This window comes from Povalibacter uvarum, assembly GCF_014202975.1.
GTDB lineage: Bacteria > Pseudomonadota > Gammaproteobacteria > Steroidobacterales > Steroidobacteraceae > Steroidobacter > Steroidobacter uvarum.
Window position 1 is genome coordinate 1144591 of sequence record NZ_JACHHZ010000001.1, and the last position, 26940, is coordinate 1171530.

Sequence of the window (26940 nt, forward strand, 5' to 3'; positions counted from 1 at the left end):
CAAGTGGAAGTGGGGTAAGAAGGAACCTTCGGAAAGTGCGAGCGATATTCTTGATTGTGGTCCGACTTCAGTCGGACGTCAGCGCGCCAGCGCCTCGTCACTCCCGCGCAAGCGGGAGTCCATCTTCACTAACCCAGATGGATTCCCGCGTTCGCGGGAATGACGGAGGGGGCCTGTCGGCCTTACGTCCGGCTAAAGCCGGACCCACAACTCGGACGAGCGCGACCTTCTGGTTGTGGGTCCGACTTCAGTCGGACGTCAGCGCGCCAGCGCCTCGTCACTCCCGCGCACGCAGGAGTCCATCTTCACTAATCCAGATGGATTCCCGCGTTCGCGGGAATGACGGAGGGGGCCTGTCGGCCTTACGTCCGGCTAAAGCCGGACCCACAACTCGGACGAGCGCGACCTTCTGGTTGTGGGTCCGACTTCAGTCGGACGTCAGCGCGCCAGCGCCTCGTCACTCCCGCGCAAGCGGGAGTCCATCTTCACTAACCCAGATGGATTCCCGCGTTCGCGGGAATGACGGAGAGGCCTGTCGGCCTTACGTCCGGCTGAAGCCGGACCCACACGGGGAATCACTCCCGCAGAATGCTCCTTGACAGCTCCTCCAGCCGCGCGCGATCGAGAATCTCGATCTCCCTTCGATCGACGCGCAACAGCCCCTCGTCCTGAAAGCGTCGGAAAACCCGGCTGACGCTCTCGGACGCCAGGCGCAGATAGTTCGCGATGTCAGTCCGGCTCATCGTGAGCAGGAATCGATTCGGTGAAAACCCTCGCGAGGCGTAGCGCCGTGACAATCCCATGAGGAATGCGGCGGTCCGTTCGTCCGCGCTGTAATTGCCCGACAGCAGCGCTGCCTTACCGATGTCTTCACTGAGCAATTTGAACAGCTGCTGCTGCAGGCCAGGCATGCGTGTCGCAAGCGCAGCCATCGTTGGAAAGGAGAACCAGCACAGTAGCACTGAGTCGAGCGAAACGGCATTGCAGGGATAGCGGGAATGAGAAATCGCGTTCAGCCCGATGATCTCGCCCGGCAGGAAGAATCCCTGGACCTGTTCGCGACCATTGGCATCCGTGACATACGTCTTCACGGTTCCCGAACGCACGGCTGCAATGGCGTTGAACGGGTCGCCTTCGCGGAACAGGTGCTCGCCTTCCTTGAACGGTCCGACGTGCTCGACGAGGACGTGGAGTTCCTTGAGATGCGACTTGTCGTAGCCGCTCTGCATGCACGCAGCCGAGAACGCGCAGGTACTGCAGAAATGCAGATCGTCGCCGTCGTCGGCCATCGCCCCCGTTTTGCGGGACGGCGCCGTCATGCAGAAACCTGCCCGCATGTCGCTGAAAGACTCAGATCACCCGCGAGTATCGTGGGGTGGCCGCGGCCGCTTGTTGCAGGTAGTTGTCGAAGCACATCGCGATGATACGCAACAGCATCCGTCCGCGCGACGTCGAAACCACGCGGTGGGGCTCGAGGATGACCAGGCCATCCGCCTCCAGGGCCTGCAGGCGCGGGAACGCGTCGGCGAAGTACTGGTGGAAGTCGATGACATAGCGGCGCTCGATGCGATCGATGTCGATCTCGCCCTGGCACATCAGCTGCTGAATGACCTCGGAACGGATCATGTCATCGGCGCTCATGCGCAGGCCCCGCCATACCGGGATGCGCCCTTGATCCACGCCGAGTTCCCAGCTCGTCAGGTCTCGCGGACTCTGGCTGAAGCTGTCGCCGACGTGGCTGATCGCACTGACACCGAGGCCGATCAGGTCGCAATCCGCATGCGTCGTATAGCCCATGAAATTCCGATGCAGCTTGCCTTCCTCCTGGGCCTTGGAGAGATCGTCCTCGGGCAATGCGAAGTGATCCATCCCGATATAGCGGTAGCCGGCGCCCGACAGCTTCTCGATCGCCACCTGCAGGAGGGCCAGCTTCGTCTGCGCATCCGGCAGATCGACTTCCTCGATCTGACGTTGCGCCTTGAACAGCGAAGGCATGTGAGCGTAACCGTAGATCGCCAGTCGATCCGGCCGTGCCGCGAGCACCGTATCGAGCGTACGAGAGAATCCAGCGAGCGTTTGCTTCGGCAGGCCGTAGATCAGATCGACATTGACCGAACGAAAGCCGCTCGCGCGACAACGCTCGATCACGTCGAGGGTCTGTTCGACGCTCTGGATCCTGTTGACCGCCCGTTGCACGTCGGGATCGAAGTCCTGAACACCGAGGCTGGCGCGGTTCAGGCCGATCCGTCCATAGGCCTCGATATCGCCGGCCTGGATGAATCTCGGATCGATCTCGATGGAGAAGTCGCGGGCGGCGGTCGAGCTGAAGGTGAAATGGCGCGACAGGCTGCTGAACAGCTGCTCCAGATGATGCGGTCGCAGGAAGTTCGGAGTTCCGCCGCCGAGATGAATCTGCACGACTTCGCGGTCCCGATCGAAGAGACACGACACGGTCTCTACCTGCCGCAGCAGCCGTTCCAGATACGGTTCAGCGCGATTCGTATCGCGTGTGATGATCCGGGTACAACCGCAGTAGAAGCACGGGCTGAAGCAGTAAGGCACGTGAACGTAGAGCGAGAGCTGTCGCGGGATCAGATCTGCGTTGCTCAGCAGCGCCTGCTCGCGGAAAGCGCACTCGTCGAACCGGGCGTCGAACTGCGGCGCAGTCGGGTACGACGTATAGCGCGGACCGGGTTTGTCGTAGCGGACGAGTAGCTCGCGGTCGAAAGGCGGGATGGTGTTCATGGGACCAGTGTCAGCTTGCTCGCGCAGCTGCGCACTGATCTAGGTCAATCGAACACCGTCTGTGACGTATGTCGCAGTGCAGGTTCTACTGCGTATCGCGCACGCGGAAGCCCTCATCACTCGTTCCGGCACAAAGCCCCAGACTGCCTGCACCTAAGAACGCTGGCGAAATCATGGCACCGCTGCTGTGTGTTACCTATCGGAACGTCGAGCCGCTTCCTCAGATCGAGGAAGGCATCTCGAAGTTTGCAGAAGACCTGGTTCGTGTGTGTGATTCGATCACACGATGCGAATTGCTGATAGGCCGATCGCCGAGCCCTGCATCGCAGGGCGGCACGTGGTTCGTTCGCGCCACGCTGCACGTGTTCGAGCATTCGATCGGCGTCGTGCGATTTCAGCCCGATCTTCTCGATGGCGGTGCACTGAGAATCGCGTTGCGCGAAATCCTCGCGCAGGCGGCTACCGAGCTGTCGGTGATTTCACGCGAACACCATGGATGTGGTTGTGGCGGACAGTGCGAGGTCGCCTCCGCGCCCTCCGTTACTTCCGCATAGGCGTCTCCGTCACTGTGGGTTCGACTTCAGTCGGACATCGGCGCGCCAGCGCTTCCGTCACGCCCGCGCACGCGGGAGTCCATCTTCACCTGTCACACCGCCTCGCCGACCGGATGGATTCCCGCGTTCGCGGGAATGACGGAGGGGGCCTATCGGCCTCACGTCCGGCTAAAGCCGGACCCACACTCCGACAACCGCTACCTTCTTGCTGTGGGTCCGACTTCAGTCGGACGTCGGCGCGCTAGCGCTTCCGTCACGCCCGCGCACGCGGGAGTTCATCTTCACCTGTCACACCGCCTCGCCGACCGGATGGATTCCCGCGTTCGCGGGAATGACGGAGGGGGCCTATCGGCCTCACGTCCGGCTAAAGCCGGACCCACACTCCGACAACCGCTACCTTCTTGCTGTGGGTCCGACTTCAGTCGGACGTCAGCGCGCTAGCGCTTCCGTCATTCCCGCGCACGCGGGAGTCCATCTTCACCTGTCACACCCCTCGCCGACCGGATGGATTCCCGCGTTCGCGGGAATGACGGAGGGGGCCTGTCGGCCTCACGTCCGGCTAAGCCGACGACTAGGAACTCTTACCGCCCTCTTCCCAACGCCTTGCTCACGTCCGCCACAAACTCCTGATCCGGCTTCCCCAGCACGGTAGTCTGTTTCTCGATAGCGCCCTGAGGTCCGAGCAAGCTGATCACGCTCGTATGGTTGTACTGACCATCGGGCAACTGCCGATACTGAACGTTCAGTGCCGCGGCCAGCAGACGCACGTCATCCTTGGAAATCCGCGCCATCGTCCATCGCTTCGAATCCAGTCGCCGCTGCTTCGCTAGCGCCGCGAGCGCGTCCGGCGTGTCGTGCTCCGGGTCGATGGACACCATCAGCACACGCAGATTCGAGCGCTCCGCCTCAGGAATCGATGACTCGATCGCCCGGAGCGTATCGATGAGCAGCGGACAAGCCATGGGACAGCGCCCATAGAACATCGTGACGAGCACGACATGGCCTCGATACACATCGAACTGTCGAGACGCCCCCGCCTGATTCGTGAGCGTCAGATCGAGTTCGTAGAGCGAAGGTGAGACGGGCTCGGCCGGCGCGGCTTGCGCGATCAAGCCGAGGGTCAGCGAAAACAGGGATGACAGGCAGAACCGCTTCAGCGTACGCATCGGAATCCCATCGTGGCAGTAGTGAACTCGGCCTTGAGACTGGAGAGCATCGCGATCCGCATCAACGTCGCGTACTGCTCTTTCTGTTCCATCGTCAGTGCACCGGGACCACAGAACCGGGTGTCGTCAGCTTCCGCTTGCTGGCGGTTATCGCCGGCGACCATCAGGCCGTTGTAGTCCTCGACCCATTCCCAGACGACGCCGTGAAGATCGCGAACACCGTGAATATTCGCCGGCCGCGATCCAACATCAGGCAAAGCACCTGCCGGCTGCGAATACCAGGCAAGGATCTGCTGTGTCCAGCGTGGATCGTTGCGTGCATCGGCCTTCGATTCGTTCGCTGCGGCAGCCCATTCCCATTCGTACCAGGTCGGCAATCTCGCTTCTCGCGACTCGCAGTACGCACGCGCTGCGTACCAGCTCACTCGAATGACGGGCTGATTGCGCTCTGCGGCGACAGGCGTCGTCGGTGTCTGCCAATGCGCCAGATACTGCGGATCCGCCATCAGTCTGGATACGCGATCGCGGCGCCACTTCGGATTCGCCGCCACGAACGCAGCGAACTGGGCATTCGTGACCGGCACGGCATCCATCTCGAACGACGCCACACGCACGCGATTCTTTCCCGGCGCGACGGGCAATACCGATTCGAACTCACCGGCAGCGACCCGCATCATGGCGGGTCGCTGGGTTCCCTCGGCCCTGAGATTCGCCGCGAACCCCGAAGCCCATGCCAGGCTCAGCGCAGCGGCGACGATGAGCGTCTTCATGACTAGCTCCTGGTTCAGTGCGCCGCGCCTTCCGCCCGCTTGGTGCCGGCCCGAGTGGTCTTCACCTGCGCGGCATCGATCGCCGGACCGCTGTTGCCCCAGCTGTTGTTCACGAACGTGAGGATGTTCGCGATCTCGTCGTCGTTGAGCTGGCTCATCGGCGGCATCACGGAGTTGTAGGTCGCTCCGTTCACCTTGACCGGCCCGTTCAATCCGTTGAGCACGATCTCGATGGCTCTCGCGGGGTTCTCCGTGAGGAAGTCGGACTTCGCGAGTGGCGGGAACACGTTCGGCAGACCCGCGCCGTTGTCCTGGTGGCACACCGAGCAGGTTCCCTTGTAGAGCGCGGCACCGGCTTCGATCTGCTGTGCCTTCGTCAATGTTCCCTTGGCGCGTGCTTCCTGGGCGGTTGCGACGGATGCAAGGCTCTCGAGCTTGTCGCCGATGTAAACCTCGTCCTGTTCCTTGCCCGAGTAGATATCGGCGCGCTTGTCGCCGCTGACCTCGAGCATCGCGAGGGCGCCCTTGTTGAACGCGCGGAAGATCGAGTGATCGACCATCACATACGTACCGGGCACCTCGGTATGGAACTCCACCGTGGCGGCACCCCCTGCGGGAATCAGAGTGGTCTGGACGTTCTCCTGGTAGCGGGTACCCCCTTCGTACTGCACCTTGTCGAAGATCTCGCCGATGACATGGAAGCTGGACACGAGATTCGGTCCGCCGTTGCCGACGAACATGCGCACGCTCTCGTTCGTCTTCGTCTTGAGCGCGCGCGGTCCGGTGAGCGCCGATTCGGAGCCGTTGAACAGCACGTAGGTCGGATGCTCATCGATCGCCTTCTGCATGTCGAAGGCCTGGTAGCCTTTCTCGCGATACTTGCCGACCGTGTAGAAATCGCCCTGCATCACGTAGAACTCGTGATCGACTTTGGACAGGCCCTCGGGCGGCTCCACGAGAATCAGGCCATACATGCCGTTCGCTACGTGCATGCCGACAGGCGCGGTCGCGCAGTGGTAGACGTAGAGGCCTTGATTCAGTGCCTTGAAAGTGAACTGAGATTGATGGCCGGGAGCAGTGAAGCTTGAAGCGGCACCACCGCCGGGACCCGTCACTCCGTGCAGGTCGATGTTGTGCGGCATCTTGCTGGACGGATGATTCTTCAGGTGAAACTCGACGGTATCGCCCTGCCGCACCCGGATGAAGCTGCCCGGTACCGTGCCGCCGAAAGTCCAGAACGTGTACTTCACGCCTTCGGAGATCTCGAGGTCGAGCTCCTTCACTTCGAGCTCGACGATCACTTTCGCCGGATAGTTGCGAGCGGTCGGCGGCGGAACGTTTGGTGGATTCGTCAGCACAGCATTGATCGGCTCACCCTGCGGCGCCCCGAAGTCGCCTTTGCGCGATCCGCCCGTATCGAGCAGCACGCCGCTCGCATGCGCAGACGCCACCGGCTGCTGTGCGCTCTCCTTGCCGCAGCCTGAGAGCACGAGCCCGACCGCGATGGCCAGGCAGAAGGATTTGTAGTTCGACATGGACTGCCACTCCGCTGCGACGCTGACAGGCGTCTTTGGAGTGCAGGAAAACAGAGCTTCGCGACAGCACCAATGCGGAGTGCCTCGTAACCATTCAGGGATGTTCGCAGACGTGAATCGCAGCAAGCTTTGCTTGATCCAGGTCAAGGCAACGCGTCTGGATCAGGCGCATTGGTGCAATCCGGCAACCGTGCGTCATTCCGCGCAGGCGGGAATCCATCCCGTCCCATTGTGGGTCCGACTTCAGTCGGACGTCAGCGCGCCAGCGCATCCGTCACTCCCGCGCACGCGGGAGTCCATCTTCGCCTGTCACACCGCCTTGCTGACCGGATGGATTCCCGCGTTCGCGGAATGACAGATGGCCTGTCGGCCTTACGTCCGGCTGAAGCCGGACCCACAGGGTGATACAGCGCTTCTCACAGAGCTTCGTATCTCACATTCCTCACCGCCACCTCCCCCTTCCCCGCCGCATAAATCGCCGGCCTCAAACTCAGGAAATCCCCCGCGACGTTGTGGTGGTAGCCGGAGACTTCCATCTGCACGCCGTACTTCGTCCAGGCCTTGCCGTCGACGCTGTGATGGATCGTGACGATGTGTCTGTCATTCGTAATACGCATGTGCAGTCGACGGCCGATACCAGCAGGCTTGGCACCGCGGCGTTCAAGTCCATAGCGATGCATCACGAAGCGCTCGTCGTCGAAGCCGAGCCCGACGTACAGCCGTCGGTTGTAGAACAGCAGCAGACCAGCGCGCGCCGTATCGTCCACTTCCAGGTCCACCTGCACGCGATACGACTGATCGCCAGCGATGAAGCATATCGGGGAGCAATCGTGCGGCTCCGTGCCCTTGGCCCGCAGCTTCAACATGCCGTCCGCGATGGAAACGCGATCCATCTCTTGCGCGCCGGGATCGTAGAAGCCCCACTGGATGCCGAACTTGTTCTTCGTGAAGTCGTCGGAAAGCGCGAGCCCATGCGTTTGTGGACGACTGCGACCGGGCTTGCGGATCGGGCGCGAGAGATCTCCGCCCGTGGCTTTGAACCAGCCGTCCGCCGTCCATTCGATAGGATCGAGGAGCGTCTGGCGCCCCAGTGTCCAGAATCCGTTCTCGTACCCGTGGTACATCATCCACCAGCTGCCATCCGGTCCTTCGACGAGCGTCGCATGACCTCGCGACCACCACTTCTCATTCGCGCTCTGCGTGCGTACGAGCGGGTTGCCCGGAGCATCTTCCCAGGGACCCTGGATCGACTTCGATCGCGCAGCGATCACCATGTGGCCTGTAGGCGGCCCAGCCGTCCCGCCGACAGCGGTAATGAGATAGAACCACTCCCCGCGCCGCGTGATCTTCGGTCCTTCCGGTGAGAACGACTCGACGTCCCAATCGTCGGGATAGCGCCACGGGTCGTAGACGTGCTCGACGGCTCCCACGGTCGCAAGGCCATCGTCGGTGAGGCGCACCCGATCGCCGCTGCTCAGGAACAGGTACCGCTTCCCGTCTTCGCCGACCGCATGGCCGGGATCGATGTGATCGGGAAGCTTGAGGTCGATAGGCTCGCTCCACGGGCCTGCGATGTCATCGGCATGGATGACGTAAGTCGATCTGTACGTCGGTGTTCGCGCGGGGATGTAGACGTAGAAGCGGCTGCCATGCTTGATCAGCTCCGGCGCCCAGACGGAGCCGATCGGCGTACGCAGTGCCGCGGTGACGGGCCGCCAGTTGATGAGGTCGCGCGAGTGCCAGATCACGATGCCCGGATAGGCATCGAACGACGAGAACGTCATGTAGTAATCGTCACCGTCCCTGAGGATCGACGGGTCGGCGTGATCGCCCGACATCACCGGATTCAGGAACGTCTGATCGCCCCGGTCCGCCTTGCGCTGGTTCTCGATGCCCCGCGTCCATTGCAGCGATGACCATGACGATGCGCAATCCTTCGCACCTGCTTCAGCGGCAACGCCTTCGGTCGGAAGACTCGCACTCGTGGCGCCGGCTGCGGCACCGAACAGCATCGTCTTGAGGGTCTGTCTTCGTGAGTACATGCGCTTGCGCCTCCCAGCTGGAGGGTAGCAAGACGCGGCGGGTCAGGGACAGAGTCCCTGCAACGCCTCGGCGAAGTCCGTCGGCTTCACGATCAGCACGTCGCAAGGCAGATGCTCGAGCACATCTTCCGCGGTGCTGCCGATGAAGATCCGCTTCAATCCGCGTCGCGACAGTGCGCCCATCGTCAGAATGTCCGCACCGAGTTGACGCGTAGCCTGGGGAAGCAACTGGGCAGGGCCGCCGAGCTGCACGTGAATGCGGTCAGGGCTGATCTCGAACCGCCGGGTGACCTCGGTCACTTGTCTGACCTTCGCGCTCTGCTCCGCCTTCAGGTCTTCCTCTGACACTGCCAGCGCGGTCGGCGGTTCGCTGCTGACCGCAGCGGCAATGATGCTCACCGGCACGTACGCATGCAGCGCATGCAGTTCGCCGCCCAGATGCTTCGCGAAGCAGTTCGCCTGATCGAGAATCTGGTCATCGAGCGTCGATGGCTTGTCGTTCGTGTGACCTGGATCGACCGCCGCAAAGATCCGCGGCGGCTGTCGCCATGCCGCGGGCTTCGTCAGCAGCAACGGCACGGGACACGCCCGAATCAGCTGCCAGTCCGTATTGTTCAGGAAGGTTCGCTGCGCCAGCGAATGGTGGTGCGTGTCTTTCACCACCAGCGACACGGTCGCGCGGCGGATCTTCTCCACCAGCTTTTCCCACAGCGGATCGCCGAGGTCTATTTCGGTGACAACGTCGATCCCTTCTTCACGCAGGGGCCGGGCGAGCTTTTCGAGGAACAGTTTGAGATCCAGCGATCCGTGCCCGCTGCCGCGCGAAAGCCTCGCCTCGCGGACCGCACGCGTCTCGCAGACGTAGAGCTCGATGCGGGCCCTGGCCTTCGAGGCCAGCGCAGCCGCCTTCTCGACGGCGGCATGCTGCTGCGTCGTGGGATCGACGATGACGAGAATGCTGGTGATCGCGTTCATGACGCCTCTCTTAGTCGCCGGCTGTGCCGTCCTGGTCGAGTCGCGTGCGATCGCGAGTCGGCCCGCGCATGCGGGAAAGGTAGTCGGCAACAGCAGTCAGCTCATCGATGTCCAGACTGTCGAGGAATCGAACCAGGTCCGGTTCGACATTGTGGCGATGCCACGTTGCCAGGCTGCGCGACTGGCGCAGGAGATACGAATAGTGCTGATTGCGCAGTGACGGCACGAAGCCGTCATCGTCGCCACGACCGTCTTCCTCGTGGCAGCTCGCACACTGTTCCTGAAAGATCGCCTCGCCGAGCTCGACGCCCTCACCGTCGCCCGTCTCCTGGAACGCCGCTACCGGCAGGGAATTCAGATGAGCGGCAACATCGACCCAATCCTGTGGCTGGGTCAGCCCGCTTCGCGCCAGGGCGGCATGCATCGGTTCGCTTTCACGTTCGAGCTCCGTGAAGTCGGCGAGCTGCTTGATGAGATAAGCGCGTCGTTGACCCGCCAGCGACGGAATGACGCGGACGGAATCGCCGAGAGCGTCGGGCCCGTGGCAGCTGCTGCAATTCTTCGCATACAGGCGTCCGCCGCGAGCCGGGTTGCGGTCGAGCTGCAGTGCTGTCTGGACGAGACGATCGACCTGCGCCGGCGATGCCCTCGCAGGCTGCGGCAGCATCTGCGCACCCGACGCAGCGAGCACCAGCAGTGTGATCGTCGGACCGGAGAGCTTGGCCATGGCGGATCCTTGAGGCGGAATGTCATGGTCCGCCGAGCCGGGCAAGGCCTGTATCGGGAGAACCTCGTAACGAAACCGCAGATTCCCCGGTACCCCTGATCGGCCCGGCCAACCATCCTGCATGCCCAAGCTGGTCGGTGCCCGGGCTTGTTGCGGCACGCCCGCCGCCCGATGCAATCTTCGGCTACGGAAACCAACAGGACGCAGGGTCCAACGACGTGACCACCCGGCAAACGCCCGCACCGCCTTCTCCGGACGACCCTTCAGCCCGGCTCGTGGAGGAACTGCTGCAGATCGCGCGGCTCTCGGCACTCGAAGAAATGGCGAGTGGATTCGCGCACGAGCTGAATCAGCCCATCGGCGCGATCACGACGTTCGCCCAGGCGGGCCAGCGTATGCTCGACCGCCCGCAGCCGATGGTCCAGCCCGCGCTCGAAGTGCTCCGTCACGTCAGCAACGAAGCGCTCAAGGCGGGCGAAGGCATTCACCGGATACGCAAACTGTTCGGGCCGACCCACACGGCGCGGGCGGAATCAGTGGTGGCCGATGTCGTGAACGAACTGCTGCCCGTCCTGCAATTGCTCGCAAAACGCTACGCAACGATCGTGTCGGTCGAAGTCGCGCAGAGCATTCCGGTCGTGACGATCGATCCCCGACGGATTCAGCACGTGCTGTACACGCTGGTGCAGAATGCGCTCGAGGCGCAGGGCGATACCGCGGACAGGCAGGTCCGCATCGAACTCTGCGGCGATCGCTACTCCGCCACGGTGAGCGTCATCGATCGGGGCAGCGGCATTCCGGACGATGTCCGCAATCACCTGTTCCGCCCGTTCTTCACGACCAAGCCCAATGGCACCGGCCTCGGGCTTGCTTCGAGCCGCGCCATCGTCGAAGAGCACGACGGCACCATTGGATTCGACAATATAGCCGGCGGCGGCACGCGATTCTGGTTTCGCCTGCCCGCTACCGCAGGAGCTTCTTGATGCCCGGACAGACGCAGCAGCGTGACGACAAGCGCAAGCCGACGGTCTTCATCGTCGACGATGACGAGGGCATGCGCCGCGCACTTTCCCTGCTGATGACGACGGTTGGCTACAACGCCTCCGCATTCGCACGCCCTTCCGAGTTCCTGTCTCGTTTCGATGCCTCTGCTGCCGGCTGCCTCGTGCTCGACGTGCGGATGCCGGAAATGAGCGGGCTCGAAGTTCAGCAACAGTTGAATCGCTCGGGAGCGATGATTCCGGTCATCCTGATCACCGGCCATGGCGACATTCCGATGGCGGTCCAGGCCATGAAGGACGGCGCTTTCGACTTCCTGCAGAAGCCCTTCCGCGATCAGGACCTGCTCGACCGCATCAACGCCGCGATCAAGCTCGACGGGGAGAACCGTCAGATCGTGGAAAAGCACGCCGATCTGCGGCGCCGCGAGGAATCGCTCACTGCGCGGGAACGTGAAGTCATGGCGCTCGTCGTGGATGGACGCGCCAACAAGGTGATAGCAATCGACCTGGGCCTCAGTGAGCGGACGGTCGAGATCCATCGCGCCAACGTGATGGAGAAGATGGGCGCGCGATCCGTGGCGCATCTGGTGAAGATGCAGCTGATCCTGAGTGGGGAAGCAAACTGATCCGTCACTCCCGCGTGTAACCCGTCACTCCCGCGAACGCGGGAGTCCATCTTCGTCGGCATGGATTCCCGCTTTCGCGGGAATGACGGAGTTACCCCGTCAGCTCCTCGATCGCCGCCATCAGCGCGTTCGTATCAACGGGCTTCCCCAGAAACCTGCAGTTCGGGATCGGCGCGCGGATCGACCGCAGCAGCGACGGCAGGTCGCCGCTCAGTACGACACCCGGTACATCGCGGCCGAGCCGCTCGCGAAGACGCAGGAGCAGCTCCAGTCCCGTGTGGTTCACATCGAGGTGATAGTCCGCGATCACGACATCGCCTGGCTCGATGCCCTCGAACAGCTTCTCTGCTTCGGCTGCCGACGCAGCACACAGCGTCTCGTGTCCTTCAAGCCTCAGGAACAGGGCGGTTGCAGTGCGAACGCCGTCGTTGTCCTCGACGAGCATCAAGCGAGGCTTGTGGGCACCGCCGGACACCGTTCCCGCAGCGCGTGCTTCGGTGCTGGCCGCGTAACCTCTGCTCACGCTGTGCGACGGAATGTGGATCCGGGCCTGAGTCCCCTCGCCCACCTTCGATGACACCCTGACCTGGAAGCCGAGCAGCCGGGCAACTTCCTTCACGATCGCGAGCCCAAGCCCAACACCCATGCGCTTGGTCCCGTGCGTATCGACCTGGTAATACTCATCGAAGATGCGTTCGAGCTTATCGGCGGGAATGCCGATGCCCGTGTCTTCGACGACGATCGTCACGCCTTCTCCATCGCGGCCGGCAGTCAATCCGACCCGGCCAGCATCCGTGTACTTCAGCGCGTTGCCGAGAAGATTCTCGAGCAACTGCTGGAACAGGGTACGGTCGGTGGTCAACACGATGTCGCTGACATCGATATGCAGCTGTATGCCTCGCGTTTGCGCGACGGATGCGAAGCTGGATCGCAGCTCCTCGAAGACTTCCGTCAGTCTCACGTCGCCCTTCACGGGCTCGATGGAGCCCGACTCCAGCCGGCTGATATCGAGCAACGCGTTGAGCAGGCGGGTCATGCTCTCGATGGCCTGGCCCTGCTGCTCGAGCAAGTACTTCGACGACTCCTCCGGGACCGTCTTCAGCAGCGCAGCGTTGAGCAGGCGGATGGTCTGCATGGGCTGGCGCAGGTCGTGACTCGCCGTGGCGAGGAAGCGGCTCTTGGCGCGATTCGCCCGATCCGCTTCCACGCGCGCGGCGACCAGTTCTTCATTGATGCGCCGTCGTTCCGTCATGTCGCGGATGGCGGCGGCCACGAACAGTCGATCGCCGATGCGGAACGGCGCGAGACGGATCCCCGCCGAGAACTCCGAACCATCGGCCCGCAGGGCGAAGAGATCCGCGATGCGCGCGCCCATCTCCCGATTGTTCGGATGGTTCAGAAAGCCGCCGACGTGCTGGCCATGACGGCCGCGGAAGCGTTCAGGAACCAGCGAATCCACGGATTTTCCGACGAGCGCCTCGGGGCGATGCCCAAACAGCTGGGCAACAGTCTCGTTCGCAAAGCGGATCAGCCCTCGATCGTCGATCACGATCAGGGCGTCGGGCGAGAAGCGCAGCAGGTGCTGGGTGATTTCGTTCAGTTCTTCCATGCTGGAAGCGATGTCCCGAAGCCGGTGCTCGCCGGCTTTGCGTCAAAAGTATGCATCCGAATGCTGCACAAGCAAATCGGGTTGCGGCTGAGTCTGCCGCATCCCTCCGACCATTTGCGGCTACCCCTTAATAGCCACGGGTAGACCTTATTCAGCCCGCATCGGGCCGCAGGCACGCTGGACGCACACTTTCCAGCGCATTCCTGCCGTGCTTCCCATCTTTGATCCGGAACTGATCCGACGCTACGACCGCAACGGTCCGCGTTATACGTCCTACCCGACGGCGCCGCAGTTTCATGCGGGCTTCGACACGCAGGCGTACCGGACCGCTGCGCTCCTGAGCAACAGCTCCGCTGTGCCGCTCTCGATCTACGTTCATGTGCCGTTCTGCGCTAATCCCTGCTTCTACTGCGGCTGCAATCGGGTCATTACGCGCAACCGCGATCAGGCCGCCCGGTACGTCAAGGCATTGTCAGCCGAGATCGGCATGCATGGCCGGCTCTTTCATCACCATCGTCCCGTGGAGCAGCTCCATTTCGGCGGCGGCACGCCTACGTTCCTCACGCTCGACCAGATCACCGAGATCATGAGACGTCTCCGCACGGACTTCATGCTGATCGACACACCCGAGCGCGAGTACGGGATGGAGATTGATCCGCGCACCGTCGATCGGGAAACGATCGAAGGGCTTGCCCAGCTGGGATTCAATCGCATCAGCCTCGGCGTCCAGGATTTCGATCCGCACGTCCAGGAGGCTGTGAACCGGATCCAGAGCATCGAGCAGACCCGTGAAGTCGTCGAGCATGCGCGCCGGTCCGGGATTCAGCAGATCGGCTTCGACCTGATCTACGGCCTGCCGCGCCAGACACCGGAGCGGTTCGGAAACACCGTGCGCGAAGTCATCGACATCCGTCCGACGCGAATCGCGGTGTACGGCTACGCGCATCTCCCGGAAGTCTTCAAAGCGCAGCGTCAGATCCGTCGCTCCGAATTGCCCACGTCGGCCGAGCGGCTGGCACTGCTGCGGCTCACCGTCGATCAGCTCACCCAAGCGGGCTATGTCTACATCGGCATGGATCACTTTGCCCTGCCGGACGACAAGCTCGTTCACGCACTTGCCGCCGGCACCCTGCACCGCAATTTCCAGGGCTACTCGTCGCACGCGCAGTGCGACCTGATAGGCATGGGCGTGAGCGCGATCGGCAATGTAGGCGACACGTATTCCCAGAACCTGAAGGATCTCGGGGCGTACTACACCGCGGTCGAACACCGGCAGTTCGCGATCTGCAAGGGACTCAAGCTGAATGCCGACGACCGCGTTCGCCGCGACGTCATCCAGCAGCTGATGTGCAATGGTCGCGTCGAGTACTCGCGAATCCAGGCGAATCATTGCATCGACTTTCCCGCGTACTTCGCCAGCGAGCTCACCAACCTCGCGCCGATGCAGACGGACGGACTGCTCAGGGCTACGGACGATTCGATTGAGGTCAGCGACAAGGGCCGCCTGCTCGTTCGCAACATCGCCATGGCGTTCGACGCGTATATGCGGCCCCGACCGGCGGGCTACTCGGCGGCGATCTGACCCAGAACTGAAAGGCGAAGAATCGGATTCTCCACGGGGGTCACGGGGATCAGCGGGGCGGAAGGAATGCTTCCGGACAGCTGGACTCCTGCTGTGGTGCCCGGCTGAAGCCGGACCCACAGGAAGAGGATCTGCCTCGAATTCAGGTATCGCCCGATGTCGCGAACGAGAACCCGTTCTCATCTTTCCCGCGCGACCCCCGATCACTGAGGGGTACCGCGCAGTCTCTATCGGGCTCCCCGTAATTTCTTCGCGAAGGCCAACCGCTACTGTGCACCCGCAGCGATGCATCGCTGTTCAACATGGGATGGCATGGGGCTTTCGATGAGCGATACGACGACAACGGGCCGCGCCACGTACAACGATCGTGTCGTACGTCAGTTTGCAATCATGACAGTGGTCTGGGGCATCGTCGGCATGGCCGTCGGCGTCCTGATCGCCGCACAGCTTCTATGGCCGGCGCTGAATTTCGACCTGCCGTTTCTCACCTACAGCCGCCTCAGGCCGCTGCATACCAACGCGGTCATCTTCGCGTTCGGCGGCTCCGCTCTCTTCGCGACCTCGTACTACATCGTGCAGCGGACCTGCCATGCGCGACTCTTCAGTGACCGCCTGGCGGCGTTCACGTTCTGGGGATGGCAGGTCGTCATCGTAGCCGCGGCCATCACCCTGCCGCTCGGTATCACGCAGAGCAAGGAATACGCGGAGCTCGAGTGGCCGATCGACCTGTTGATCGCCGTCGTGTGGGTCGCATATGCCGTCGTGTTCTTCGGCACGATCGTCAAGCGCCAGGTCAAGCACATCTACGTCGCCAACTGGTTCTTCGCGGCGTACATCATCACGATCGCCGTTCTGCACATCGTCAACAACATCGCCATTCCCGTCTCGCCGACCAAGTCGTATGTCGTCTACGCCGGCGTGGTCGATGCGATGGTGCAATGGTGGTACGGCCACAACGCGGTGGGCTTCTTCCTGACCGCCGGCTTCCTCGGAATGATGTACTACTTCGTGCCGAAGCAGGTCGGCCGGCCGGTCTACTCGTACCGCCTTTCGATCGTGCACTTCTGGGCGCTCATCTCGATCTACATGTGGGCCGGCCCGCATCACCTGCACTACACGTCGCTGCCTGACTGGGCGCAGTCGCTCGGCATGGTGTTCTCGCTGATCCTGCTTGCGCCGTCGTGGGGCGGGATGCTCAACGGCTTCATGACGATGTCGGGCTCGTGGCACAAGCTGCGCACGGATCCGATTCTCAAGTTCCTCGTCGTCTCGCTGTCTTTCTACGGCATGTCGACCTTCGAGGGACCGATGATGTCGATCAAGACCGTGAATGCCCTCTCGCACTACACCGACTGGACGATCGGCCACGTGCACTCCGGCGCGCTCGGCTGGGTTGCCTTCATCAGCATCGCTTCGCTCTACGCCCTGATCCCGAAGCTCTTCGGCAAGACGCAGATGTGGAGCGTGCGATTGATGGACGCGCATTTCTGGATCGCGACCATCGGCATCGTGCTGTACGTCACCTCGATGTGGATCGCCGGTGTCATGCAGGGCCTCATGTGGCGCGCAATGAACGACGACGGCACGCTGACCTACACGTTCGTCGAATCCCTGAAGGCCACCTATCCCTACTACGCGGTGCGACTCGCAGGCGGCGTCCTGTTCCTCGCTGGCATGGTGATCATGGCCTACAACGTGATGCGCACAGTCCGCGAGACCAAGCCGGTCGATGTCGCCGTGCTCGCGCCCGCCTGATTCCCAGCGAAGGTCTTCCATGAGTCACGAGATCATCGAGAAACGCATCGGCCTGATGGGCGCCCTGATCGCGATCGTCATCAGCATCGGCGGCCTGGTCGAAATTGCACCGCTGTACGCGCAGCGATCGGTCGTCGAGCCGGCGCCCGGTGTGAAACCCTACCCACCGCTCGCACTCGAAGGCCGCGACGTCTACGTGCGTGAAGGCTGCTACAACTGCCACTCGCAGATGGTGCGGCCATTGCCCGCCGAAACCGAACGCTATGGCCACTACTCACTGGCGGGCGAAGCGGTTTACGACCATCCGTTCCAGTTCGGCTCGAAGCGAACCGGTCCCGATCTCGCGCGTGTCGGCGGACGCTACTCCGACGAATGGCAGCGCCTTCATCTGATCAATCCGCGCGACGTCGTTCCCGAATCGAACATGCCTGGATTTCCCTGGCTCGCGGAACGCCAGCTCGATGCGGCGCTGACACAGACGAAGATGCGGTCGCTGCAGGCGATCGGCGTTCCCTACAGCGCCGACGAGATCGCGGCGGCGCCTGAGGCTGTCACTGGCAAGACCGAGATGGATGCACTCATCGCGTATCTGCAGGGACTGCGATTCATCAACCCGCCCGCCGCGGAGGGGCAGCAATGACTCTCGGACTCTTTCGTGGACTGCTGACGGCAACGCTGTTCCTCGCCTTCATCACATTGTGGATTTGGGCGTGGAGCAAGCGGCGCGAACCCGAGTTCAAGGCCGCGGCGATGCTCGCGCTCACCAACGACGAGCCGGTGAATACCCGGAGCGACGCATCATGATGAGCGAACGCGTCAGTCTCTTCATCATCGCCTTCACGGTCATCAACGTACTTGCGTGCGTCTGGTTGCTGTGGTGGACAGCGAAGTCGCGGGGACCCCAGGCGCCCGAGGGCAGTGCCGAGCCGGCGCGCGTGGGCCATGTCTGGGACGGTGATCTCGAGGAGTACAACAACCCGCTGCCTCGCTGGTGGCTGTGGCTCTTCGTCATCACCGTGATCTTCGGCGCCGCGTATCTGTATGTCTTCCCCGGTCTCGGCAACTTCGCTGGGTCCAAACAGTGGTCCTCAGTCGGTGCGTACGAAGCGCAGGCCCGGGAGCGTGAAGCTCGGCTCGAGCAGCAGTTCGCCGGCATTCACTCCGTCTCCCTGGCAGAGTTGTCGAAAGATCCCGCGGCAATGAGCACCGCCCGTAACCTGTTCGGAGCGAACTGCTCGACCTGCCATGGATCGGATGCTCGTGGCGCCCAGGGCTTCCCGAATCTCGCCGACAACGATTGGCTGTGGGGCGGCGCGGAAAGCACGATTTATGAGTCGATCGCCAACGGTCGTCGCTCGGCAATGCCGGCACTCGGAACAGTGCTCGGACGCGAAGGACTGAACGAAGTCGCCTCGTACGTCGTCAGCCTGAGCGGAGTGCAGGCCCCCGCCGACTGGATCGCTGCCGGCAAAGAGCGGTTCGCCACACTGTGCGCCGCCTGCCATGGTGCAGATGCCAAGGGCAACGCTGTCCTAGGTGCACCGAATCTGACAGACAGCATCTGGCTGTTCGGCGGCGACTTCGCGACCGTGCGCACAACCATCGAGAATGGCCGTAACAGCACGATGCCCGCGCACGCGAGCCTGCTCGGCGATACGCGAGTGAAGCTGCTCGCTGCCTATGTCTACAGCCTCTCGGCGCAGGAACGGGTAGCAGACGAGACGACAGTCCATGGAGGTACGGGCGGTGACGCTTCACCTTGAGCGTCCGAATCCGCGCGCACGTCGCTGGCCCATGATGCGCCGCGACGTCGCGATCCTGTTGTGGGCATCATTCCTCGCGGCCTGCGTTGCGACGATGTTCTTCTTCGCGATGTTCGATCCGCTGCTCCTTGCTCACGACGACGCGCCCCCGCGCTGGCTGAGCGATCGCATGACGGGCTACACCTGCGGTTTCTTCTTTTTCTGGTTCATCGGCGCCACTGCGAGCTTCCTGACGGCCTTCCTGATCGACGCGCGTGCTGACGGCCGCGACGAGGTTTGATCATGGCGGCCGGTCCCCAGGATGTCCGTCTCTACGAGGCGCAACAGAAGATCTATCCGCGCGAGGTTTCGGGACGCTTCAACACGCTGCGCGTGATCGCTGTGTGTGTGCTGCTCGGCCTGTTCTATGCTCTTCCTTGGCTGCAATGGGATGGCCACCAGGCGATTCTGTTCGATCTGCCGCACCGCAAATTCCATATCCTCGGCCTGACCTTCTTCCCGCAGGACTTCTACCTCCTGACATGGCTGCTCGTCATCGCAGCACTGTCCCTGTTCTTCTTCACCGCACTCGCGGGCCGCCTGTGGTGCGGCTACGCATGTCCGCAAACGGTATGGACAGAGATCTTCGTGTGGATGGAGCGCCTCTTCGAGGGCAACCGGCTGCAGCGGATGAAGCTCGATGACGCGCCGTGGTCCGCTCGGAAGATTCTTCGCAAGGGCGGCAAGCAGGCGGCATGGCTGACATTCGCCTTCGTCACGGGCATCACTTTCGTCGGCTACTTCACTCCTGTTCGCGAACTGATCCCCGCGACGTTCTCCGCGTCGCTCGGCGGATGGGAAACGTTCTGGGTGTTGTTCTACGGCTTTGCCACATACGGCAACGCGGGCTACATGCGCGAGCAGGTCTGCAAGTACATGTGTCCTTACGCGAGATTCCAGGGCGCAATGTTCGACCGGAACACGCTGCTCATCTCCTACGATACAGTCCGTGGCGAACCGCGCGGATCGCGACGGCGCGGTTCTGATGCCCGCGACCAGGGACTGGGTGATTGCATCGACTGCACCCTTTGCGTTCAGGTCTGCCCCACTGGCATCGACATCCGCAAAGGATTGCAGCTCGAATGCATCGCGTGCGCGGCCTGCATCGATGCCTGTGACGACGTCATGGACCGCATGCAGGCGCCGCGTGGGCTGATTCGCTATGCGACGCACACCTCGATGGCCGGCGGCAAGACCAAGGTGGCTCGTCCGCGGACACTGATCTACGGATCGGTCCTACTGCTGCTGATAATCGGCTTCGGCATTGCCGTCGGCCAGCGACGTCTCATCGAGGTCGACGTCCTGCGTGATCGCAATGCGCTTTATCGGCAGAGCGCGGATGGCCACATCGAGAACGTCTACACGCTGCGCTTCGTCAACAAGGACGAGAACGCTCACTCGTTGAAGCTCGACGTCCGGGGGCTGGAGGGCGCCGAGGTCGACACCGACGCTCCGGCGCTCGCTGTAGGTGCCGGCCAGATCCTCAGCGTTCCCGTTCGCGTGCGCGTTCCCGCCGGACAGGTCAGCGGCGGCCATGACATCGAGGTCGTGGCCTCGGCGACCGATCAGTCGGGTATCGAAGTCAGCGCATCCGCGCGCTTCATGGCGCCGGTGAAGAAGTGAGTGCCACCTGCTTCCATTGCAATGAGCCGCTTGGGACATCGAAGCTGACGGCGATCGTCGGCGATCGCGACGAGCCAGTGTGCTGCGCGGGCTGTCGTGCTGTTGCCGAGCTCATCGCTGGCGCGGGGTTCTCCCAGTACTACGCCGTCCGTTCTCAAGCTCCTTCGCGACCGGAAGCCGCGTTGCTGCAGGCAGACACCTGGAGTGCCTTCGAGAACCCGGCGGTTGCAGCGACGATCACGCAACGTACCGGCGACACGGACGCGGTTACCCTCGGAATCGATGGATTGCGTTGCGCCGCATGTGCCTGGTTGATCGACAAGGTGGTCGGTGCCCTCGACGGCGTGCAGGAAGTGTCCACGAACCTGGCGACGGGTCGCGTGCACGTTCGATGGCGGAATTCGCGTCTGAGCCTCGCCGAGGTGATGCGTGCGATCGCACGGGCTGGCTACCGACCCTTCCCACCGGGCGACCTCAGTATTGCCGAGCACCAGCAGAGCGAACGGCGTTCGTCACTTCGCCACCTGGCCGTCGCAGCGTTCGGCATGATGCAGGTGATGATGTTCGCCGTCGCCAGCTACAGCGCCGAGCTCAATGGCGAGATCATCGATCCGGAACTGCTCTCCTTTTTCTCACTCGTCAGCATGCTGGTCGCAACGCCGGTCATGTTCTATACGGGCATGCCGATTCTCAGTGGCGCCGTGCGAAGCGTGCGATTGCGAACGATCAGCATGGATGTGCCGGTCGCATCGGCCCTCGTACTGGCCTACGGCGCGAGCGTCTACAGCACGTTGACCGGACGACTCGGCGACCTGTACTTCGACTCGGTCACGATGTTCATCTTCTTCGTCACGCTAGGACGCTTTGTGCAGATGAGCGTTCGACATCGCACGACGGGCATTACCGATGCACTCGCACGACAGATGCCGTCGGTCGCCCATCGGATTCGCGATGGGGTTGCCGAAAGCATTCCAGCGGCGTCCCTCGCGCTCGGTGACATCGTGCTGGTGAAACGCGGCGAAATCGTGCCGGCCGACGGCGCCCTGATCGACGACGAGGCCAGTGTGGACGAGTCGTTGCTGACGGGCGAATCGCTGGCGGTCCGGCGTATGCGAGGCGCCGTCATCACCGGCGGGAGTCTCAATGTCGGTCATCCGTTCTCGATGCGACTGACGGCGGCACCGAGCCAATCAGTCGTCGCACACATCGTAGCGCTGCTCGAACGCGCACAGGGCCAACGGCCTGTGATTTCTGCGGCGGCGGATCGCGCCTCGCGACGCTTCCTGATCGCGGTCATCGTCTCGGCGGTTGCCACGGCGGCGGGCTGGATGATCGTCGACTCTTCCCAGGCCTTCGGCGCGACGCTGGCGGTGCTGGTCGTTGCATGCCCGTGCGCGTTCGCTATCGCGATGCCTGCAGCGACGTCCGCCGGGATCGCCGCCCTCGCGCGCAAGGGCGTGCTTGTGAGCAATCCCGCCGCGCTGGAAGCACTTGCAGCCGTCGACCGGGCTGTAGTCGACAAGACGGGAACGCTGACGCACGGACGGTTGCGCATTGCTCGGACACACGTCGCTCCAGGTGTCGACAGGATCTGGTGCCAGACTATGGCCGCTGCACTGGAGAGCTCGTCCGAGCATCCGATCGCGAAGGCGTTCCGGCTCGAATCCAGTGACCTGCCGGCGACGAACAACGTGCGCGTCCACGCCGGACTGGGTATCGAGGGCATTGTCCACGGCACGCAGTACCGACTCGGCACCCGCAAGTTCATATCGTTGCCGATCGATGTTCTTCCCGATCCCCAGCCAGCGAGCACGGTAGTCCTGCTCGCCGACGAGCATCGGATCCTCGCGCAGTTCGAACTCCAGGATGAGCTGCGTTCCACTGCTCCGGCCTGCGTGAACTCTCTGGGCAACCACGGCATCGCCACGGCGATCCTGAGTGGGGACCGGCTCAGCGCCGTTGAAGCCGTCGGCGACTCTTGCGGCATTTCCGAGCGACACGCCGCCTGTTCACCGGAAGAGAAGCTCGAGCGCTTGCGAGCACTTCAGTCCCAGGGTCACCGGGTGCTCGCCGTCGGAGACGGCGTCAATGACGCGCCCCTGCTTGGCGCTGCAGACGTTTCCGTCGCGATGGGACGCGGGACGGCCCTGGCTCATTCGAGCGCGGACATGATCCTCATGAACGAGGATCTGCGCGCCCTGCCGGCCGCGATTGATTTCACACGGCGCGTCCGTCGAATCGTTCGTCAGAATCTGTTCTGGGCGGCAGCCTACAACTTCGGATCGTTGCCGCTGGCTGCGTTCGGCCTCGTTCCGCCGTGGGTGGCCGCGCTCGGCATGTCCCTGAGCTCGATTCTGGTGATCGCAAACGCGACACGGCTGTTGCCGAAACGGTCGGCCGCCGAGCGTTCGAGGTTCTCCTCGAGCCGCGGCAGTTCCCTTCCTGCACAGGCGTACGGATCATGAGCATTCTTTTCACTCTCATCCCGCTCAGCCTCCTCCTCGTCGTGTTCGCCGGCTGGGCCTTCTTCTGGGCGGTCGATCGCGGCCAGTTCGACGATCTCGATTCGCCGGCGTGGGAGATCCTGTCCGACAACGCCACGGACAAAGAGCCGGAAGAATGACCGAGGTGGCCTCCATCAGCCTCGTCGCGGCAGTGCTTGCGGGCCTTGCAGGCAGCGGCCATTGCTTCGCCATGTGCGGAGGGATGGCCGGCGCGCTTGGCATGCGAGCTGCGAAGGCCGAGACGGGATCGGCACGAATGGCTCATACGCTGCTCTATCAGACGGGAAGATTGAGTGGCTACGCGATAGCCGGAGCCCTGTGCGGCGGGCTGGGTTCATCGCTGCAACTGATCTCGGCGGGAACGCCCCTGTTCACCGCGCTTCGCGTCGGCAGCGGCATTCTGATCCTTCTGGTGGCCGCCCGCCTCGCGTTGCGATGGAATCTGCTGGGGTGGCTCGAGCGGCTCGGGGCCCGTTTGTGGACCGTCATACGGCCTGTCGCTGCGCGCAGCGCGGGCCGTGTCACCAAGCTGGATTCGCTGACCCTGGGACTGCTCTGGGGTTGGCTGCCTTGCGGCCTCGTGTACTCGATGCTGCTCTTCGCGGCGATGAGCCACGACGCCCTCGCCGGCGCGGCGATCATGATCGCGTATGGGCTCGGCACGATGCCTTCGATGCTCGGCACGTCCTTGTTCGCGGGTCAGTTGCAGAATGCCCTTGCTCGTCCCTTCGCGCGTGCCGCGAGTGCTGCGCTCCTCACCGGCTTCGGTCTGTGGATGATCGTTGCGGCTGCGCTGCCGGGTCACAGCATCGCTGGCCTCTACTGCCTGAACTGAGGCGCTCGGGTCGAGCGCCAGAGCGGATGGACTCCCGCGTTCGCGGGAGTGACGGGAAGCAGCAGTCTTTTGTGGGACCCACAAGAAGAGATACGCCGGCGCTTGTCACAGCGCCGGCGTATCCAGCTTCACTGATCGACCGATCAGTTGCTCGCCGAGATGCGGGCTCCCGATCCCGGCGGTACCGCCGTGAACGTCACTTCCTGTCCCGCCGTCGCCGACAGTGCACGCAGTTGCGAGTCGCTGATGTTCGCGCCGCCATCATCGGGCGACCACGTGCCGCTCGAGACTTCGTACAGGTAGCCGCGCGTCAATCCGCCCACTGCAACCTTCGCGACGAGATCGCACTCCCTGACGCTGCCGCCGAGGACTTGCGACACGAACGGAGCACGAGCCCTTGCGATCAACAGATCGATGCGCGGATTCACGGCCGGACCGTTCGTGTTGGTCAGCGTGATCTGCTGACCGACGATCGGTGCGAGGTCCGTATCGAACGCCAGCGTATACGCCTCCAGATTCTTGAGCGTCGCCCTGTCCGGGATACCCACGTTCGGTCCGAGCAGGTTGTTCCGGAACACCACCGCGCTCAGGAATCGCTCGACCGTGTCGACGACACCGTCGTTCGTCAGGCCGAAGCCACGGACCTGGTCGCCCAGGTTGCCGCTCTCCGGCAGATCGAAGAAGCGCGAATCCGGGAAGCCGAACATACCGACCTTCGTGTAGATGTTGCGCAGGTGCGGGATCTTGAAGATCTGTGTGATCCCCTCGAAGCTCGCCCGGCCATCGGTGCCGAAGAAGCCCTTCGACGCGTCGACGACATGGCAGCCGTTGCAGGTGAAGCCGTTGTCCTCGCCGATCGCGATACCGTCGGAGCGGCGGCTCCCGAAGTAGAAGGCCGCACCGGCCGCTTGCGCCGCGGTCAGCGAGTTATCGAGATTGCGGACCGGATTCGGCGGCAGTTGCACCTGCAGCTGGAAATCCGTGAACTTCTGCATCTCATCGCGGGTGGGCATCGTCGCCCTGCCCAGCAGCCCTTCGAAAGCCACGATGAAGTTCATGAACGACAGTTCGGAATCGAACGGCGGCTGCGTCCGCGTATCGACGCCAAAGAAGCCGTTCGCGCGATCCCCGCGCCAGTGCATCGCGCCGGCGTTCACCATGCCGCGAAGGGTTTGCGTGGTCATCGGGCCCTTCATCGGATGGAATTCATCCGGGTTGCCGGTGCCGTTGATCAGCGAGCCAGGGAACGTCGTCACCGTCTGGAACAGCAGCAGTTCGATCGACGTCGCCAGACGCTTCGGGATCGGGTTGGAGGTCACGACGTCGTCCGGATTACCCAGATCCCACCCGAGCTCGTCCTTGTCGCCGAAGATGTGGCAGCTCGCGCACGAGGCTTCGCCGTTGGCCGAGGAGAACGAGGCGTCGTAGAGGAACCTGCGTCCCTGCACCACGCTCGCGGGCTCCGGATTCGGCAACGCGATGTTGGAGACCTGCGCCTTGTTCGCGAGATTGATCGCCTTCACGGAGTTGTCGAAACGCGTCATCACGTAGAGGCGATTGCGGGCCTCATCGAGAATCAGGCCGCTCGGACCGCCGCCGCCCACGCTGATGTAGTTCGCGCTGGTGGTCTTCGGGTCGAACGTGTTGTTCTCGAGCGCGGCCGTGTCGAACACACCGATCTTGCTCGAACCGAACGCTGCGACGTACAGCTTCTGACCATTGCTGCTGACGACCATATCGAGCGGCGTCGAGAGACTATGATTCTTCGTGGTCGGATCGAAACCCGATTCGTTGGCCAGCAGGCTGTAGTTGATGTGCTTGTTCAGATGGCGCGGCGCGATCGTCGATCCCGAGAGCACCGTGATGCGCATCTGAGCCAGGTTGCCCTGGACCGTGCTGCCGCCCTTGATGCCCGGACCTTCGAAGCGCGTCATGTTCTGCGCATCGCTGTTGCTGACATAGACCTTGCCGCTCACCGGATTGGTGGCCATGTTGAACAGCGTGGTGCCGACGCCGGTGTAGAACGCCGTTTGCGCCAGCGTATTCGCATTGATCGCGAACACGTCTTTGTCCGGCAGCTTGAAGCGGATGGCGTTGTTCCAGCTGCGTCCAAGGGTGTCCTCCCAGCGGCTGCGCGACTTGTTGAACTTCACGATCAGGCCGACTTCGGGCGCGAGCTTACCCTCCGCGTTCGTCCTCGGGCCTGCCATGCCGCCAGGCATGCCAGTGTTGAGCAGCGGCGGATTGTCCTCGAGCACGAGGCACGGCAGGAACGTCACGAAGCCGTCGCAGACGGATTCGAGATTCACAGGAGCCGTCTGGTTGCCCGAGCTCAGGACCGCGGCATAGACCGTCTGTCGATCCGGGCTCACGGTGAGCGCGCGAGGCGTATCCCCAAACAAGGAAACGATTCGCATCGGCGTGCCGCCGACTGTCGTCCCGAGGCTGGCGGGATTGAAGACCCAGACGTCCGCGCGAGGAATGCCCGGCGTCGTGAGCTGCGGATCTCCCGCACCCGGAACACCTGCGATCGATGAGTGAGTCCGGTGCTGGCCTCGATGCGCCGTCGTCACGAACGCGTAATTGTTCGTGCCGGCGAACACGATGTCGCGAGGCTCATCGCCAACAAGCAGCGTCCGTGTGACACGCGGCGTGCCGCTCAAGGACACGACGCTGATGCTGTCGGAGAGATGGTTGACCACCCAGACCTCAGTGGCACTGCGGACCGCTACCGCCACAGGCTCCAGGCCGACAGGCACACGAGCTGTGTGCGTCAGTCCGGTCGCGGTGATGGAGAAGATCTCGAGTGAGTTGTTGGGCGTGTTGACTGCGAACAGCCGCGTGCCGTCCGCGGATCGTGCCAGCGGCCGTACATGACCGCTCTCGAAGGTGATGAAGTCCGGTGATTGGGCGAATGCGGGCGCCGATATCCCTAGCGCCGCGATCGCGCCCAGCAGCGTCGATGCGATGGAAGTCCCCCTGCTCATATGCCTCTCCATTCCGATGGGTGTTGGTCTTGAATGGCCAAGCGGGCACGCCCGCATGGGTGCCACGGGATACTAGGAGGGCGCTTTCAGGCACACACCCTC

23 protein-coding genes are annotated in these 26940 nt (G+C 63.0%); 13 read left to right on the top strand and 10 right to left on the bottom strand.

Translation table 11 applies throughout. The features are described from left to right. Window positions 1-575: 575 nt before the first annotated feature. Both HNQ60_RS04900 and hemN (HNQ60_RS04905) read right to left on the bottom strand, forming a co-directional pair. Entirely contained in the window at window positions 576-1319 is a 744-nt protein-coding gene (locus HNQ60_RS04900) for a helix-turn-helix domain-containing protein (RefSeq protein ID WP_221304014.1), read from the bottom strand. Between the two features lie 31 nt (window positions 1320-1350). Continuing rightward, a complete protein-coding gene (gene hemN / locus HNQ60_RS04905) occupies window positions 1351-2745 on the bottom strand; it encodes an oxygen-independent coproporphyrinogen III oxidase (protein WP_184329871.1) in 1395 nt (464 codons plus the stop codon). Between the two features lie 173 nt (window positions 2746-2918). Between hemN (HNQ60_RS04905) and HNQ60_RS04910 the strand changes: the two genes are divergently transcribed. Further along, on the top strand, window positions 2919-3299 hold the full coding sequence (locus HNQ60_RS04910; RefSeq protein ID WP_184329872.1) for a hypothetical protein: 381 nt from the start codon (window positions 2919-2921) through the stop codon (window positions 3297-3299). A 581-nt stretch (window positions 3300-3880) separates the two neighbouring features. On the opposite strand, the gene HNQ60_RS04915 is transcribed toward HNQ60_RS04910, so the two are convergent. From HNQ60_RS04915 to HNQ60_RS04940, 6 genes are all read right to left on the bottom strand, one after another. Further along, window positions 3881-4465 (bottom strand): SCO family protein, encoded by a 585-nt coding sequence (locus HNQ60_RS04915; RefSeq protein ID WP_184329873.1) that lies wholly within the window; start codon window positions 4463-4465, stop codon window positions 3881-3883. Further along, the gene (locus HNQ60_RS04920) at window positions 4453-5235 is read right to left on the bottom strand and encodes a formylglycine-generating enzyme family protein (RefSeq protein ID WP_221304015.1); all 783 of its coding nucleotides are present in this window, start codon (window positions 5233-5235) and stop codon (window positions 4453-4455) included. The genes HNQ60_RS04915 and HNQ60_RS04920 overlap by 13 nt, the downstream gene beginning before the upstream one ends. A 14-nt stretch (window positions 5236-5249) precedes the next feature. Further along, window positions 5250-6770 (bottom strand): copper-containing nitrite reductase, encoded by a 1521-nt coding sequence (nirK, locus tag HNQ60_RS04925; RefSeq protein ID WP_184329874.1) that lies wholly within the window; start codon window positions 6768-6770, stop codon window positions 5250-5252. Window positions 6771-7186: 416 nt separating this feature from the next. After that, window positions 7187-8812, bottom strand: coding sequence for a family 43 glycosylhydrolase (locus HNQ60_RS04930; RefSeq protein WP_221304016.1), 1626 nt, complete (start codon window positions 8810-8812; stop codon window positions 7187-7189). Window positions 8813-8854: 42 nt separating this feature from the next. Continuing rightward, window positions 8855-9787, bottom strand: coding sequence for a universal stress protein (locus HNQ60_RS04935; protein WP_184329875.1), 933 nt, complete (start codon window positions 9785-9787; stop codon window positions 8855-8857). A 10-nt stretch (window positions 9788-9797) separates the two neighbouring features. Next, a complete protein-coding gene (locus tag HNQ60_RS04940) occupies window positions 9798-10514 on the bottom strand; it encodes a c-type cytochrome (RefSeq protein ID WP_184329876.1) in 717 nt (238 codons plus the stop codon). A gap of 218 nt (window positions 10515-10732) precedes the next feature. Here HNQ60_RS04940 and HNQ60_RS04945 point away from each other — a divergent pair, with 218 nt between their 5' ends. Further along, a complete protein-coding gene (locus tag HNQ60_RS04945) occupies window positions 10733-11497 on the top strand; it encodes a sensor histidine kinase (protein ID WP_184329877.1) in 765 nt (254 codons plus the stop codon). Next, window positions 11497-12141, top strand: coding sequence for a response regulator transcription factor (locus tag HNQ60_RS04950; RefSeq protein WP_184329878.1), 645 nt, complete (start codon window positions 11497-11499; stop codon window positions 12139-12141). The genes HNQ60_RS04945 and HNQ60_RS04950 overlap by 1 nt, the downstream gene beginning before the upstream one ends. 91 nt (window positions 12142-12232) lie before the next feature. On the opposite strand, the gene HNQ60_RS04955 is transcribed toward HNQ60_RS04950, so the two are convergent. After that, window positions 12233-13750: an ATP-binding protein gene (locus tag HNQ60_RS04955; protein WP_184329879.1), complete on the bottom strand. Its 1518-nt coding sequence runs from the start codon at window positions 13748-13750 to the stop codon at window positions 12233-12235. Between the two features lie 208 nt (window positions 13751-13958). Here HNQ60_RS04955 and hemN (HNQ60_RS04960) point away from each other — a divergent pair, with 208 nt between their 5' ends. The 10 genes from hemN (HNQ60_RS04960) (at window position 13959) to HNQ60_RS05005 (ending at window position 23851) form a co-directional block, all read left to right on the top strand. Beyond that, window positions 13959-15332, top strand: coding sequence for an oxygen-independent coproporphyrinogen III oxidase (gene hemN / locus HNQ60_RS04960; protein WP_184329880.1), 1374 nt, complete (start codon window positions 13959-13961; stop codon window positions 15330-15332). A gap of 324 nt (window positions 15333-15656) precedes the next feature. Beyond that, window positions 15657-17087 carry a cytochrome-c oxidase, cbb3-type subunit I gene (gene ccoN, locus HNQ60_RS04965; protein ID WP_184329881.1) on the top strand — a complete coding sequence of 477 codons (1431 nt, stop codon included), beginning with the start codon at window positions 15657-15659 and terminating at the stop codon, window positions 17085-17087. A 19-nt stretch (window positions 17088-17106) separates the two neighbouring features. Next, window positions 17107-17727: a cytochrome-c oxidase, cbb3-type subunit II gene (gene ccoO / locus HNQ60_RS04970; RefSeq protein WP_184329882.1), complete on the top strand. Its 621-nt coding sequence runs from the start codon at window positions 17107-17109 to the stop codon at window positions 17725-17727. Further along, complete coding sequence (locus tag HNQ60_RS04975; protein WP_184329883.1) at window positions 17724-17891, top strand: cbb3-type cytochrome oxidase subunit 3; 168 nt, start codon at window positions 17724-17726, stop codon at window positions 17889-17891. The genes ccoO and HNQ60_RS04975 overlap by 4 nt, the downstream gene beginning before the upstream one ends. Next, window positions 17888-18850 (top strand): cytochrome-c oxidase, cbb3-type subunit III, encoded by a 963-nt coding sequence (gene ccoP, locus HNQ60_RS04980; RefSeq protein WP_221304017.1) that lies wholly within the window; start codon window positions 17888-17890, stop codon window positions 18848-18850. The genes HNQ60_RS04975 and ccoP overlap by 4 nt, the downstream gene beginning before the upstream one ends. After that, window positions 18834-19130, top strand: a complete 297-nt coding sequence (locus HNQ60_RS04985) for a hypothetical protein (protein ID WP_184329884.1) — start codon at window positions 18834-18836, stop codon at window positions 19128-19130. Before ccoP ends, HNQ60_RS04985 begins: the two co-directional genes overlap by 17 nt. Window positions 19131-19132: 2 nt before the next feature. Continuing rightward, a complete protein-coding gene (ccoG, locus tag HNQ60_RS04990) occupies window positions 19133-20512 on the top strand; it encodes a cytochrome c oxidase accessory protein CcoG (protein ID WP_184329885.1) in 1380 nt (459 codons plus the stop codon). Next, window positions 20509-22977 carry a heavy metal translocating P-type ATPase gene (locus HNQ60_RS04995; protein ID WP_184329886.1) on the top strand — a complete coding sequence of 823 codons (2469 nt, stop codon included), beginning with the start codon at window positions 20509-20511 and terminating at the stop codon, window positions 22975-22977. Before ccoG ends, HNQ60_RS04995 begins: the two co-directional genes overlap by 4 nt. Continuing rightward, window positions 22974-23135, top strand: coding sequence for a cbb3-type cytochrome oxidase assembly protein CcoS (ccoS, locus tag HNQ60_RS05000; RefSeq protein ID WP_184329887.1), 162 nt, complete (start codon window positions 22974-22976; stop codon window positions 23133-23135). The genes HNQ60_RS04995 and ccoS overlap by 4 nt, the downstream gene beginning before the upstream one ends. Then, complete coding sequence (locus tag HNQ60_RS05005) at window positions 23132-23851, top strand: sulfite exporter TauE/SafE family protein (protein ID WP_184329888.1); 720 nt, start codon at window positions 23132-23134, stop codon at window positions 23849-23851. Before ccoS ends, HNQ60_RS05005 begins: the two co-directional genes overlap by 4 nt. 143 nt (window positions 23852-23994) lie before the next feature. Here HNQ60_RS05005 and HNQ60_RS05010 read toward each other — a convergent pair whose 3' ends face one another. Then, the gene (locus tag HNQ60_RS05010; protein ID WP_221304018.1) at window positions 23995-26838 is read right to left on the bottom strand and encodes a YncE family protein; all 2844 of its coding nucleotides are present in this window, start codon (window positions 26836-26838) and stop codon (window positions 23995-23997) included. Window positions 26839-26940: the final 102 nt, after the last annotated feature.